Here is a 14,612-nt window from a genome sequence, read left to right as displayed (position 1 = left end):
TGATAGCGGGGATGACCAGTACGTCCTTTTCCATGCCCTTTAACCTCTTCTGTTTTATGACAGTAACGACAAACCACATCCACTTTAGCCATCTCTCACTCCAGAATAAAAAGCAGGGAGTTTATCACAATATCTAATCATTGGGAGCATGACCCAAAAAAACACTCAAGAAACTCCTCAAAAAACTGGCTTCGTTTAATGTTGTCTTCTGGTGTACAGATAATTTCAAAGCTTACAGTTTATTACCCAAAAACCAGCATCTTGTCGGAAAAACCTTCACTCAACGTATTGAGCGGGAGAATTTGACGTTGCGCAGCCGACTTAAGCGACTCAATCGTAAAACGTTGGGTTATTCTAACTCACCGGAAATGCATGATAAAGTCATCGGGACTTTCATTGAACGTGAATACTATGTTTAACACAAATCAACGGATTGAATACGCGACCCAATAAATAGGATCGGTTCATTCTGCCCCGCTTCCTCTTTCAGCGCCTTGTAGTCATCAATAAATTGTTGCTGTTTGTGCGCATCGAATTTATGAGGAACACCCTTGGGTTTTTTGTAGCTGAAACCTTGGCGGTGAAGCCATTTTGTCATTCCGCCCACGCTGAAAGAAACCTGCCAACGTGCCTGGACATAGGCCACAATTTGGGTTGTGGTATGCATCAAATTGGCGGTCAAATAATCAATCAGGTCGGCGGTTTGTTCGGCAGAGAGATGGCTTTCAGAGCCGCCATTTTCTGGGGTGAGCTTTTCCTGCGCGATAAAATCTTTCAGATGACAGCTGACCGTACTTTCATGAATACGCAAGGCCTGTGCAATCATCTGAGCAGTCCAACCTTCTGAGGCCAAAAGCACCGCCTTAATGCGATCACAAACTCGACTGTCGCGAGTCGTATCATGCATCAATTCGAGGGCGTGTTTTTGTTCTGGTGTCAGATGAATTTTCATGGTTGCAAGCATGATCTGGTTTGAATAAGAAATCAAGCATCTTCAATGGCGATTGGTATACATCATATTTTAGATTCTACTTTGTTAGAAATTGATATATAGCAATATCCAAATCGCTATAAATAACAAGAAATAAAAAGTACCTCCATATAAGAAGACACTCTGATCCCAAAACTGAAATTTAATAATGATTTTATTGATAAAAAAAGCAGTGTTAGAAATCTTTCCTAGCACTGCTTTCAAAGAATCTCGTTAATTTATTTATGGCTAACGATAATCTTCAATTGGTGCACAAGAACAGTGTAAATTGCGATCACCGTAAACATCATCAAGACGTTTAACCGTCGGCCAGTATTTATTGGCTTTCGTTTCCACAGTTGGGAAAACAGCTATTTCACGGCTATAGGCATGATCCCAATCAGAAATCAGTTCAGTCTGAACGTGTGGAGCATTGACTAATGGGTTGTCTTCCAACGGCCATTCTCCGCTTGTCACTTTGCTGATCTCTTGCCGAATTGCCAGCATTGCGTCAATAAAGCGGTCAATTTCAACTTTACTCTCTGATTCCGTTGGTTCAACCATCAAGGTTCCCGCAACCGGAAATGACATGGTTGGAGCGTGGAAACCATAGTCTATTAGACGCTTAGCGATATCCATCTCACTAATGCCGAATTCTTCTTTCAGTGGGCGAATATCCAGAATACATTCGTGAGCAACATACCCATCACGTCCGGTATAGAGGATTTCATAAGCGTCTTTCAGGCGGGCGGCAATGTAGTTTGCATTCAGGATCGCAACCTGGCTGGCCTGTTTCAGCCCTTTTGCTCCCATCATGCGAATATACATCCAGCTAATTGGCAGGATAGATGCACTACCAAATGGCGCTGCGGATACTGCACCTAATGTTGTAACTTCATCCATTTCAACCACTGAATGACCTGGCACAAATGGGGCAAGATGTTTTTTCACACCAATCGGCCCCATGCCTGGGCCACCACCACCGTGTGGAATACAGAAGGTTTTATGCAGGTTCAGATGCGAAACATCTGCACCAATAAAGCCCGGAGTTGTAATCCCTACTTGTGCGTTCATGTTCGCACCATCAAGATAAACCTGCCCGCCGTTTTGATGGATAACTTCGCAAACCTCACGGATGGTTTCTTCGTAGACACCGTGCGTTGACGGATAAGTCACCATGATACAGGCAAGATTGTCACTGTGTTTTTCCGCTTTTTCACGCAAATCGACCAGATCGATGTTGCCTTCTCTATCGCACTCCACAACAACAACCGTCATTCCTGCCATATGAGCAGAAGCCGGATTTGTGCCATGCGCAGAGCTTGGAATTAAGCAAATATGGCGATGTTGTTCACCACGGCTGGCGTAATAGCGACGAATTGCCAGCAGACCGGCATACTCCCCTTGGGCGCCAGAGTTAGGTTGCATACAGAATGCGTCATATCCGGTCAGCAATACCAGCCAATGGGAAAGTTGGCTGATCATCTGGTGATAACCCTGCGCTTGTTCTGGCGGGCAGAAAGGATGCATATCGGTAAATTCAGGCCAGGTAATCGGCATGATTTCCGCCGCTGCATTCAGTTTCATGGTACACGAACCCAGCGGGATCATGGCTTGATTCAGCGCCAGATCTTTACGCTCCAGACTGTGCATATAACGCATCATGTCGGTTTCGCTGTGGTAGCGACGGAAATTATCATATGTCAAAATTTCGTCATTACGCAGCATGGAGGCAGGAATAGATTGACTGCCTGTCGCGATTTCACGATCAAGAGCATCAATATCCAGCATTGAGTCAGAACCTGTTATCACTTGATACAGAGTTACCAAATCATCGCGGCTGGTTTTTTCACTCAATGATACACCCACGGCACCAAGAATATCGGTACGCAAGTTAATTTGTGCTTTAGCCGCTCTTGCCAGTACCTGAGCCTTATCTGATACTTCAATCGCCAATGTATCAAACCATGTCTTATGACGCAGTGTGATACCCGCCTTTTGCAAACCCGCAGCCAGAATATCTGTCAGTCGGTAAATACGGTTAGCAATACGCTTTAACCCTTCAGATCCGTGGTAAACAGCGTACATCCCCGCAATATTTGCCAGTAAGACTTGAGAAGTACAGATATTGGAATTCGCTTTTTCACGACGAATGTGCTGCTCGCGTGTTTGCATCGCCATACGTAGTGCCCTGTTACCCGCTGCATCACGGGAAACACCGATAATACGACCCGGCATGGAACGTTTGAATTCATCGCGGCAAGCAAAGAAGGCTGCATGAGGGCCGCCATATCCCATCGGCACACCAAAACGCTGTGCAGAACCAAATACAATATCGGCACCTTGTTTGCCCGGCGCGGTCAATATAACCAGAGCCATGAAATCCGCGGCAACGCCGACAATGATTTTACGCTCTTTCAGTTTTGCAATCAGGTCACTATAATCATGGACTTCACCCGTCGTTCCTACTTGTTGCAGCAAGACACCAAAGACTCCTTCCAGTTCCAGTACCTTTTCTGCTTTATCAACAATGACTTCAAATCCAAATGTTTCGGCACGGGTACGTACTACATCCAACGTTTGTGGATGAATATCATCCGCCACAAAGAAACGTTCAGCCCCTTTCAGCTTGCTGATCCGTTTTGCCATTGCCATAGCTTCTGCGGCTGCTGTTGCTTCATCCAGTAGTGAAGCAGAGGCAAGATCTAAGCCTGTCAGGTCAATTGTTACTTGCTGGAAATTCAATAAAGCTTCTAATCTGCCTTGAGAAACTTCCGGTTGATAAGGGGTATATGCGGTATACCAGCCCGGATTTTCCAGCAAATTACGTAAAATAACGGGGGGAAGAATTGCGGGTGAGTATCCCATACCGATATACGATTGATAGCGCTGGTTCTGGCTCGCTATCGCTTTCAATTCAGCCAGAGCCTGTTGTTCAGTCACGCCTTCACCAACCGCAGGAGGCTCTGATAATGCGATATCACGAGGAACAATTTTATTGGTCAAATCATCAAGAGAATTTGCACCTACTATCGCCAGCATCTCTGTTTGCTGTTCAGCAGAAGAACCAATGTGGCGACGAATGAATTCATCTTGATTTTCAAGTTGGATTAATGTCTGAGTCATTGATGATAATTTCCTGAAACTAGCTATGCCTTCTATCTTTCAAGTTACAGTTTTGGTGCCTATCACTTGAAATCTATTGGCTATAAAAAACGGCACACAAAAAAACGCCCCACTCACAATGTGATATGGGGCGATTCAAAAACATTATTCGTCTTCTTCCAAGAGTGACCGATAGCTTTCGGCATCAAGCAAATTAGCGAGTTCACTCTCATCGGTTATTTTAATGCGGAACAACCAACCTTCGTTATAGGGTTCACTGTTCACTAATTCGGGGGAACTTTCTAGATCAGGGTTAACCGCGATAATCTTACCACTCACTGGTGCATAAATATCAGAAGCCGCTTTGACTGACTCTACAACAGCACAATCATCACCACTATTTACTTCTGTGCCTATTTCAGGCAAATCAACAAATACCATATCTCCCAATAAATTCTGGGCATGTTCGGTAATGCCTACGGTATATTCACCATTTCCTTCCGAGCGAACCCATTCATGTGATTCTGTATATTTTAATTCTACTGGTACATGACTCATCGTTGCCTTCTCCTTGTTTTTTGTTCAATCTACAAGTGATTTGCCCATCCGTACAAAGCCAGGTTTAACAACCTGAACAGGAATTTCACGATTACGGATCTGGACAACCGCCTGTTCACCAATACCTTGCGGTACACGTGCAAGGGCTATACTAAATCCTAAGGTTGGGGAGAATGTTCCGCTGGTAATTACTCCAGAACGCATTTCACCGGAACCATCAGTGAAACTGACAGTTAAACCACCACGCAATACCCCCTTTTCACGCATGACCAGTCCAACTAATTGTTCAGTATTCGTTTCACGTTGTCTTTCCAATGCTTCACGGCCAATGAACTGACGCTCTTCCGGTTTCCAGGCAATTGTCCAGCCCATGTTGGCGGCCAGCGGTAAAATAGTTTCATCCATTTCTTGACCATAAAGGTTCATGCCCGCTTCAAGACGCAATGTGTCACGCGCCCCCAATCCAGCGGGTTTTACCCCTACAGCCAACAACTGCTGCCAGAAATCTGCCGCGTGTTCTTTAGGCAGTGCAATTTCATAACCTGCTTCACCGGTATAACCCGTCGTTGCAATAAATAGATTTCCCGACTGGACGCCAAAGAAAGGTTTAATGCCGGTTATCGCCTGCTTCTGCTCATCGCTTAGCAGTGATTGAACTTTGGCTTGCGCGTTTGGTCCCTGAACAGCAATCAGAGCTAAATCATCACGCACAGTAATCTCAACGTCATATCCCTCAGCATGTTGGTTAATCCATGCCAAATCTTTCTCGCGGGTCGCTGAATTCACAACCATGCGATAAAAATTATCAGTGAAGAAATAAACAATCAGGTCATCAATGACGCCAGCGGAAGCATTTAACATTGCGGTATACAGTGCTTTGCCCTGCTCTGTTAGTTTGGCAATGTCATTGGCCAGAAGATAACGGAGAAAATCACGACAATCTGTACCGTGTAGATCCACAATTGTCATGTGGGAAACGTCGAACATACCGGCATCAGTACGCACTGTATGATGCTCGTCGATTTGTGAACCATAGTGCAGGGGCATCATCCAGCCATGAAAATCTACCATGCGTGCTCCGCATGCCAGATGTTGATCATATAGTGGGGTGTGTTTTGACATTATTTCCCTCTTTACATTCTTGACATGAAAACATTCGTGACCTGAAAAAACAGACGGCGCATTAACCGGCAGGTGTTGGATCATGAAGCAAAGAAACGGTTAATCACGCAAACGATACCTTGGGATCAGAAGTTACCACTGAAACAGGAAATGAACCATAAAATAAATTAGCTGCATTGCAGCGACAATCCCCAAAAACCTTTATTGTCATGCAGAATTTTTGTCTGATTTATTACACAAAAATACTCAAAATTTTTAACAAATGACAAAAAACAATATTTTTAGATTGAAAAAAGGCTAAAGTATGAAGTAAATCGACTTAACACACTTTAGCCTAATATGAGAAAAACTAATTCTAATTCACGGGCTGAATTAGATTTTTTCAACCGAAGAGGTTTGAGAGATCAGCCAATCAGGAAGGTCATTGAGCCCCATTGCATAACGAAGCAATTGCGGCTTCATTGCCGGTGAGTGCTCAACCAAGGTTAACCCAATACCGCGCAATAATTTTTTAGCTGGGTTATTGCCATCAAATAGCTGACGAAAACCCTGCATACCTGCAAGCATGACCGCCGCACTGTGTTTACGACGACGCTCATAACGCCCTAAATAGAGATACTGGCCGATGTCTTTTCCTTGCTGGTTTAAGCGGCTCAATTCACCTATTAGTTCTGCCACATCCATAAATCCGAGATTAACACCCTGACCAGCCAGTGGGTGGATAGTGTGTGCTGCATCGCCCAAGAGTGCCAATCGATGAGCGGCAAAATTGCGGGCATAACGCCCCGTCAATGGAATGGTTTGTCGATCACTGATCAGTTCACATTGACCAAGACGCATATCAAATGTCGCGCTTAGTTGCCGATTGAACAACGCGGGTTCCATAGATTTGCGCTGTTGCGCAGATTCAGCCGGTAGTGACCACACAATTGAACATAAGTGAGGATCAGGCAGGGGCAGGAAAGCCAGTATCCCATCACCGTGGAAAACCTGACGCGCAACACCTTCATGAGACTTTTCAGTACGAATTGTCGCTACTAATGCATGATGTTCATAATCCCAGAAAGTCAGAGGAATATCTGCATGTTGACGCAGCCAAGAGTGGGCACCGTCTGCACCAACAACTAAGCGTGAAGTCAACATTCTTCCATCAGATAAAGTGATGAAAGCTTCGTTTTCTCCCCAGGCAACATTCTTGAGAGAAGATGGAGTAAAGATCATCACATCTGGCAAATTTTCCGCGCGTTGCCAGAGTGCTTGCCGGATCACACAGTTTTCGATGATATGGCCCAGGTGTGTCAGGCCATTTTCCACCGCATTAAACTGAATACGCCCGAAACTGTCCTGATCCCAAACTTCCATTCCCTGATAAGGGCTCGCTCGCATTGCAAGAATATCTTGCCAGACACCAAGATGGGTGAGTAATCGTTCACTAGCTGCATTGATGGCCGAAACACGCAACGCATATTCATCATTGGCATCAAATGGTTTTGTCGGTGGGTGCTCTTCTACAATCGCGATGCGCAAACCACTACCTTGCAAACCACAGGCCAGCGCAAGGCCAACCATTCCGCCCCCTGCGATCACCACATCAAATGATTGCATTCTTTCTTTCCTCTTAATCTGCCAATGGTGACTGTGCAACCCAACCTAATGTCTGACGGGCAAAGAGATCCCGCATTGGGGATAACCTTTCCATTGTCATCAAGCCAAGATTACGCCCAATTTTTAACGGTAAGTAGTCATTGGCAAATAACCTGACCAATCCATCCGTGATCCCAATGGTGGTTTCACGATCGGCCTGACGCTGTTGCTGATACTGTGCCAGGACTTTATAGGAGCCAATATCCTGCCCAGAAGTGGCCGCTGCTGAAATGATTTGTGCCAAAGTCATCACATCGCGCATCCCTAAATTAAAGCCCTGCCCAGCAATCGGATGCAAGGTTTGGGAAGCATTACCTACCAGTGCTAAACGGTGGCTAATTTGCCTGCTGGCTGTCGATAATGCTAAGGGATAACTATGTCGTTGACCGGTTTCCAGCATTTTCCCCAAACGCCAACCAAATGCTTTTTGTAGCTGTTGGAGAAATTCATGCTGGCTCCAGTTATTGATTTCTGACTGTTTTTCCAGTGGGTGACACCATACCAGTGAACTACGCCCTTCAGACATAGGTAACAGCGCTAATGGGCCATGTTTGGTAAAACGCTCGAATGCCCTTCCTTGAGGATGTTCAGAAGTCAGCACATTGGCAATAATGGCTGTCTGCCCATAAGATCGCTGTTGGAACGGTATATTGCACGCCTGAGCTATCGCAGAGTGGCTACCATCCGCCGCGACCAACAGTTCTCCTGTCAGTTTTTCGCCATTATTCAGCGAAACCACCACAGAACTTTCTAAACGTTCAACGGAACTCACTTTAGCCGGACAGTAAAGTTTAATATTTGAAGATTGTTTTAATAAATCAAAAAGATGAATTCCAGCATCATGCAATTCAATTACATTACCCAATGCCGAAATATCATAGTCACTGGCGCGGATATTGACGAAACCGCTATTACCGCGGTCGCTGACATGAACGTGAGTTATTGGGGTAACACAATGTTGCAATGCAGGCCAAATACCAATCTGATGCAAGCGCTGACATGTACCATAAGCCAAGGCAATAGCCCTCGCATCAAAACCAGGATGTTCCTTGGTAGGTTCTGCTGCTTCAATCAAGGAGACTTGTAATTGCCCCCGACTCAGCGAGGCAATAGCCAGAGCTAATGTCGCTCCCGTCATTCCTCCGCCCACAATAATCACGTTCATTATAACTTCCTGATTACTTTAACCTTAATTGTGCTTTGCCTGTGCCATCAGAGCTTCTATTTCATCTGGATCTTTCACGACAAGCTCAGTCAGGTTTTCATTTCCTGTTTCCGTTATCACAATATCATCTTCAATACGGATACCGATACCACGGTATTCCGGCGGGACATCTGCATCTGGTGCAATGTAAATCCCTGGCTCTACAGTTAGCACCATACCAGGTTCCAGAATTCGATCGCGATCAACGCCGTAATCACCTACATCATGCACATCCAGCCCCAACCAATGACTCAAACCATGCATGAAAAATTGACGATAAGCATTGGTTTCGATCAATTGTTCGACTTCACCATGCATAATTCCCAATCTTACCAATCCCTTCACCATGACACGTACAACCTGTCCCGTGACCTCGCTTATGCTGATACCTGGTCTGTACAGTTCCAAAGAAAGGTTGATAGCTTCCAGCACAATGTCATAAATTTCACGTTGAGAACGCGTAAACTTGCCATTTACCGGGAATGTCCGTGTGATATCGCCGGCGTATCCTTTATATTCACACCCCGCATCGATTAACACTAAATCGCTATCTTTCATGCGACGTTCATTTTCGGTGTAATGCAGGATACATGCGTTTTCTCCCGCGCCAATAATGGTGTTATAAGCAGGATAACGCGCACCCTGACGGGTAAATTCGTAGTGAATTTCGGCTTCAAGCTGGTATTCAAACATGCCAGGGCGACAAACCTGCATCGCCCTGATATGCGCCTGAGCACTGATTTCCCCAGCTTTACGCATGATTTCTAATTCAGCTTCTGATTTAAACAGACGCATTTCATGCAGCCACGGGCGCCAATCTGCCATGACCGTTGGCGCCTTGAAGTTACGGCGGCTGTTTTTGCGCAATTTATCCAAGGCACCAAAAACGATGTTATCAGCGTACTCAAATTCTCCTTGGGCGTGATAAACCACTTCCAAGCCATTCAACAACAAATAGAGTTGTTCATTGAGATCATCGAATGGCAGGGCACGATCCACTCCCAACTTTTCCAATGCAGCTTCTTGTCCAAGACGACGACCAAACCAAATTTCCGCAGTCAAATCGCGAACACGATTAAACAACACACTGTGATTGTGGGTTTCGTCGCTTTTGATCAGTATCAGAACCGCTTCCGGTTCACTGAACCCTGTCAGATACAGCAAATCACTGTGCTGACGGTAGGGATATTCACTATCTGAATTACGTGTCGCAAGCGGAGCCGAAAAAATAATAGCCGCACTGGCTGGTACCATTTTTGACAATAATGCCTGACGACGGGATAAATATTCTTGTTTAGTCATACCCTCTCCTGCAATTCCATATTATTAGTAGGTATACCCCTTATTTCCCAGGTTGCTGCCTGATGGTCGTGCCCACTCTCCCAGTGACATAAGCCATGCTCCTGAGAATTAATTTCCTTGCCATTACACTGCAACCTGAAATTTATTGGGTGAAGACTGCCAATCAGTGCAATGTTGGTTTTTCATTTTTTGCACTGCCTGCGGTTTTAGGTGTTGCTAATGCGATATAGCAGAGTTGAACCGCAACACGGACATATTCCAGCACTTCTTCAAGGGCTTGAGAGAGTTCTTCCTGATCTTCGTCTTCATCATAGCCCAACATGCCGATGTTACGTAAGTCGGTGATAATTTCTTGAATTTCTGGCTTTTCTATCAATTTAGGATTGGCTACTCCCAATCCGAGCAGAAAGTGGTTCACCCATCCCGCCAACGCATCTGCGCATTCAAAAATCCCCGCATCTTCATCAGGCAGCAACAGATGGAACGCGAAATTACTGTCATCCAGCAATTCAAATGTCGTTTCGTATAATTCCCTAAGCGGTAGAGCCAAAACCTGAGAAAATGCCAGACCATCATTCGCAAGATCATGCACCAATGTTTGCCAACTACTATCGTGATTACCACCATGATTTCCATTACATAGTAACCCACTGATTAAGCCATGCATTTCTGCTGCTGTCAGGGCAACGGACTGTTGATGCAAAATTTCATCAAATGATTGATAATTAGGTAATGAGTTTTGTATAGACATGTATATTGATCATCGTTGGCGATATAAGTTTATGCTATGCTACCATCAAGGGGAGTCGCTATACCAGACAGCACACACCGATATAAGGAAGGAGGCTTTTGGTATTGTACGGTAATGATTGGTGTCGGCCTTGTTTTATACCATAATTTACTCTATGCCCAATAGATTTCAAATTACAGCTCTGCCAGCAAAGCTACAATTTGAGAGATAAGGGATATATATCAACATCAAGGTATCGGCACAATAATAAATCAGGAAGGTGTCATGTCTGCACAACCAGTAGATATTCAGATTTTTGGGCGGTCATTACGTGTCAATTGTCCAACAGAGCAGATTGAAGCATTGCAAGCTGCTGCTGTGGAACTTGATCAGCGTTTGCATAACCTTAAAGAACGCACCAGAGTCACTAACACTGAGCAACTGGTTTTTATTGTGGCACTGAATGTCTGTCACGAGTTGGCACAGGAGAAGATGAAAACCCGTGATTATGCTTACAATATGGAACAAAAAATAAAAATGCTCCAGCAATCCATTGAAAAGGCACTGTTAGAGCAAGGTAAAGTTACTTGATAATCCTACCCTTCAACTCAATCTTGTTGATAAATCAGGCAGTAATCACTATAGATTAATATAAGCAGTTGCTTTCTTCGTTCAGTTCCATACAATAGGCTTCATAGCGTTGCTTAGAGCCTATTTAAGTGATTTAAGCGGCAAAAAAATTTTCTCTGAGGTGTTCGTGAGCAGGGAAGTCCCCTGAGCCGATATTTCATCTCTATAGAATGTGGTGCTACGTTTCTTGTGAGCATGCTTGGCCAGACCAAGAAGCCTAATAGCAACGACGCTGCGTTCACCTTGAACCAAGGGTTCAAGGGTTACCACCTGTAACGGCATCTTGGAGAACCTCCCATTTTTTATCTGTTTTGTATCCTTTTCTGCGTTAATTAACAGGCAGGTATCATGCAATCAGATTCTTCTCTTTCTCTGCGCCAATCCATTAGAAAAAAAATTCGGCAATTACGCCAAAATCTATCCCCTGAACAACAATCGCAATTTGCCCAGCAAGCAGTTAAACAGGCTATAGCTCACCCTAAGATCCAGCAAGCTGATAAAATTGCCCTCTACCTCTCCTTTGATGGGGAATTAGATACACGTCCGCTAATTCAACAATTTTGGCGGCAAAACAAACAGGTCTACTTGCCAATATTGCATCCTTTTAGCCGGAATCACCTGCTGTTTCTCCGTTATTGTGCCGACACGCCTCTTATTCGTAACCGCTTTAATATCGAAGAGCCTCAATTGGATGTCAGGCGGGTTTTACCTATCTCCGAACTTGATGTCATGTTTATTCCTCTGGTCGCTTTCGATTGTACAGGGCAACGCCTGGGGATGGGCGGCGGTTTCTACGATAGAATTCTCGCGAAATGGCAACAACAGAATTTTTATCCGATTGGATTAGCTCATAATTTGCAGTTAGTCGAGAAACTACCTAGTGAGAGTTGGGATATTCCTCTGCCAAAGATCATTACACCAGAAAAAGTATGGCAATGGATATGAATTAATATTCTACTCAGTGAGTTAACAGGGACTATTGTGCCTTCAATAGCCCCTTATTTTTAATGCGTTTCGTCTTAATCAATAATGACCTTTTAACCAACCATTATATCTTAGTAAAGCAAGCGAGAACGGATCGTGCCTGGCAAAGATCTCAGTTTCTGCAAGACTAGTTCAGCTTGGTCTGAACTCTGCGTCGTGATATCAATCACAACATAACCAATGTTACTATCAGTCCGCAAATATTGGGCATCAATATTGATTTCTTGCTCAGTGAACACTTGGTTAATGCTGGTCAAGATACCTGGGCGATTTTCATGGATATGCAGTAAGCGGTTAGTATCTTTGGCATGCACAGGGAGCGATACTTCAGGGAAATTGACCGCTGATAATGTAGAACCATTGTCAGAATATTTGACCAGTTTACCTGAAACTTCGTAACCGATATTTTGCTGGGCTTCTTGCGTCGATCCCCCAATATGGGGCGTCAGCAGTACGTTATCAAACTGGCTTAATGGTGAAATGAAAGGATCATTGTTTGTTGCGGGTTCATGAGGAAAGACGTCAATCGCGGCGCCAGAGAGATGCCTTGTTTCCAATGCCATGCTGAGTGCATCAATATCGACTACAGTACCACGTGATGCATTGATCAAAATCGAGCCTGGTTTCATCAATTCCAGTTCTGCTGCGCCAATCATATTTTTGGTTGAAGCTGTTTCAGGAACATGCAGGCTCACAACATCGCTCATATTCAACAATTCAGACAAATGATGAACTTGCTGTGCATTACCTAATGGTAATTTATTTTCAATATCATAAAAATAAACATTCAAACCAATATTTTCAGCCAAAATGCCAAGCTGTGTACCAATATGCCCGTAACCGATAATACCTAATTTTTTTCCACGTGCTTCGTAGCAACCTTTTGCCTGCTTATCCCATATCCCATTGTGGGCTTTTGCATTCGCCTCAGGAATACGGCGCAATAGCAACAGAAGCTCACCTAATACCATTTCAGCTACCGAGCGAGTATTAGAAAAGGGGGCATTAAATACCGGAATACCACGCTTTGCTGCGGCTTTCAGGTCAACCTGGTTAGTACCAATACAAAAACACCCAACTGCAACCAGCTTTTCCGCTGCGGCGAAAATCTCTTCTGTCAATTGGGTACGGGAACGAATCCCGACAAACCGAGCATCACGAATCGCTTCTTTTAATTCTTCAGGTTCTAATGCCCCTTTGTGATATTCAATATTGCTGTACCCTGCCGCTTTCAGGCTATCTACTGCGCTTTGGTGAACGCCTTCCAACAGCAGAAATTTAATTTTGTCCTTTCCTAAAGATACCTTAACCATTTACCCGCCCTAGTTGTACTTACTTTCATAATGCATATCGATTCCACCAAAATAACAAAAAAAACAGTAACGGCAATACAATCGATTGCTTATATTACAGAATAAGCAATAGTAAATAAGTTGTTATGCAAAGTAAAATAATTCGTTATTAGATAAAGACAGGATTTTGAAGTTTTTTTAGACAAAATCGTGATATATATCACTAAATTTTCTATTTTGAATAAATATAAAAATATTTTGAGGGCAGGCTATTCTGCCCCCAATAAATGATTATTCAGTGAGCGTCTTAACGCCATCAGCAGTACCTACCAGTACCACATTCGCCCCTCGATTAGCAAAGAGCCCTACTGTTACCACACCAGCGACTCCATTGATCTTATTTTCTAACTCAATGGGATCAACAATAGAGAAATTGTGAACATCCAGAATATGGTTGCCATTGTCTGTTACTACGTTTTCACGATAAACCGGTATTCCTCCCAATTTCACCAGCTCACGAGCCACATAAGCCCGTGCCATTGGGATGACTTCAACTGGCAGAGGGAATTTGCCTAACACATCGACTTGCTTAGACGAATCAATAATACAAATAAATTTCTTCGCAACCGCCGCGATGATTTTTTCTCTGGTTAACGCTGCGCCGCCGCCTTTGATCATCTGCATTTGGCCATTAATTTCATCAGCACCATCAACATAAATATCCAAAGTGTCAACCTCATTACAGTCAAACACAGGAATACCGAGACTTTTCAATTTCTCAGTCGATGCATCTGAACTCGACACTGCACCTACAATTTTATCTTTGATAGTGCCTAACGCATCAATAAAATGTGCTGCTGTAGAACCTGTACCAACACCAACAATTGTGTCTGGTTTAACGTATTCCAATGCTGCCCAACCTACTGCTTTTTTCAGTTCGTCCTGAGTCATATTGATCACAGCCTATAATCAGTTACAAGGAAAAATCTGATAGCTAGTATAAACAATATTGGCTCACCTCATGAAAAAATATGGCATAGTGCTAATTAGGCACATAATGGTTTTAATATT

Annotated in this window: 12 protein-coding genes, 1 other RNA gene and 2 pseudogenes; 4 read left to right on the top strand and 11 right to left on the bottom strand. The window is 44.0% G+C overall.

Annotated elements, in window-relative coordinates:
- A partial coding sequence (locus tag Xentx_RS18735; protein ID WP_339373705.1) for an IS1 family transposase occupies window positions 1–92 on the bottom strand: 92 nt, incomplete at its 3' end.
- A gap of 63 nt (window positions 93–155) precedes the next feature.
- Between Xentx_RS18735 and Xentx_RS18730 the strand changes: the two are divergent.
- Window positions 156–419, top strand: a pseudogene (locus Xentx_RS18730) (IS1 family transposase); the annotation flags it as partial.
- A 29-nt stretch (window positions 420–448) separates the two neighbouring features.
- Here Xentx_RS18730 and Xentx_RS05470 read toward each other — a convergent pair.
- The 8 genes and pseudogenes from Xentx_RS05470 to Xentx_RS05435 all read right to left on the bottom strand — a co-directional run.
- Window positions 449–952: pseudogene (locus tag Xentx_RS05470) on the bottom strand (helix-turn-helix domain-containing protein); the annotation flags it as partial.
- Window positions 953–1,219: 267 nt separating this feature from the next.
- Window positions 1,220–4,096 (bottom strand): aminomethyl-transferring glycine dehydrogenase, encoded by a 2,877-nt coding sequence (gene gcvP / locus Xentx_RS05465; RefSeq protein ID WP_074019260.1) that lies wholly within the window; start codon window positions 4,094–4,096, stop codon window positions 1,220–1,222.
- 144 nt (window positions 4,097–4,240) lie between these two features.
- Window positions 4,241–4,633, bottom strand: coding sequence for a glycine cleavage system protein GcvH (gcvH, locus tag Xentx_RS05460; RefSeq protein ID WP_074019259.1), 393 nt, complete (start codon window positions 4,631–4,633; stop codon window positions 4,241–4,243).
- 24 nt (window positions 4,634–4,657) lie between these two features.
- Entirely contained in the window at window positions 4,658–5,755 is a 1,098-nt protein-coding gene (gcvT, locus tag Xentx_RS05455; RefSeq protein ID WP_074019258.1) for a glycine cleavage system aminomethyltransferase GcvT, read from the bottom strand.
- A gap of 372 nt (window positions 5,756–6,127) precedes the next feature.
- Entirely contained in the window at window positions 6,128–7,360 is a 1,233-nt protein-coding gene (gene ubiI / locus Xentx_RS05450) for an FAD-dependent 2-octaprenylphenol hydroxylase (protein WP_074019257.1), read from the bottom strand.
- Window positions 7,361–7,373: 13 nt separating this feature from the next.
- On the bottom strand, window positions 7,374–8,564 hold the full coding sequence (gene ubiH / locus Xentx_RS05445; protein WP_074019256.1) for a 2-octaprenyl-6-methoxyphenyl hydroxylase: 1,191 nt from the start codon (window positions 8,562–8,564) through the stop codon (window positions 7,374–7,376).
- Window positions 8,565–8,588: 24 nt separating this feature from the next.
- Window positions 8,589–9,905, bottom strand: coding sequence for a Xaa-Pro aminopeptidase (pepP, locus tag Xentx_RS05440; protein WP_074019255.1), 1,317 nt, complete (start codon window positions 9,903–9,905; stop codon window positions 8,589–8,591).
- A gap of 163 nt (window positions 9,906–10,068) precedes the next feature.
- Window positions 10,069–10,656 (bottom strand): YecA/YgfB family protein, encoded by a 588-nt coding sequence (locus tag Xentx_RS05435; RefSeq protein WP_074019254.1) that lies wholly within the window; start codon window positions 10,654–10,656, stop codon window positions 10,069–10,071.
- Window positions 10,657–10,920: 264 nt separating this feature from the next.
- On the opposite strand from Xentx_RS05435, the gene zapA reads away from it, so the two are divergent.
- From zapA to Xentx_RS05420, 3 genes are all read left to right on the top strand, one after another.
- A complete protein-coding gene (gene zapA / locus Xentx_RS05430) occupies window positions 10,921–11,226 on the top strand; it encodes a cell division protein ZapA (protein ID WP_074019253.1) in 306 nt (101 codons plus the stop codon).
- A gap of 149 nt (window positions 11,227–11,375) precedes the next feature.
- Window positions 11,376–11,559, top strand: a non-coding RNA gene (gene ssrS / locus Xentx_RS05425) — 6S RNA.
- Between the two features lie 54 nt (window positions 11,560–11,613).
- Window positions 11,614–12,210, top strand: coding sequence for a 5-formyltetrahydrofolate cyclo-ligase (locus Xentx_RS05420; RefSeq protein WP_074019252.1), 597 nt, complete (start codon window positions 11,614–11,616; stop codon window positions 12,208–12,210).
- A 110-nt stretch (window positions 12,211–12,320) separates the two neighbouring features.
- Here the strand turns inward: Xentx_RS05420 and serA are convergent, their stop codons facing one another.
- Complete coding sequence (gene serA, locus Xentx_RS05415) at window positions 12,321–13,562, bottom strand: phosphoglycerate dehydrogenase (RefSeq protein ID WP_074019251.1); 1,242 nt, start codon at window positions 13,560–13,562, stop codon at window positions 12,321–12,323.
- A gap of 270 nt (window positions 13,563–13,832) precedes the next feature.
- The gene (rpiA, locus tag Xentx_RS05405; RefSeq protein WP_074019250.1) at window positions 13,833–14,492 is read right to left on the bottom strand and encodes a ribose-5-phosphate isomerase RpiA; all 660 of its coding nucleotides are present in this window, start codon (window positions 14,490–14,492) and stop codon (window positions 13,833–13,835) included.
- Window positions 14,493–14,612: the final 120 nt, after the last annotated feature.

The organism is Xenorhabdus thuongxuanensis, from assembly GCF_001908095.1.
Classification (GTDB): Bacteria; Pseudomonadota; Gammaproteobacteria; order Enterobacterales; family Enterobacteriaceae; genus Xenorhabdus; species Xenorhabdus thuongxuanensis.
Note: the sequence above shows the minus strand (reverse complement) of the source record. Positions and strands in the feature narration are given on the sequence as shown.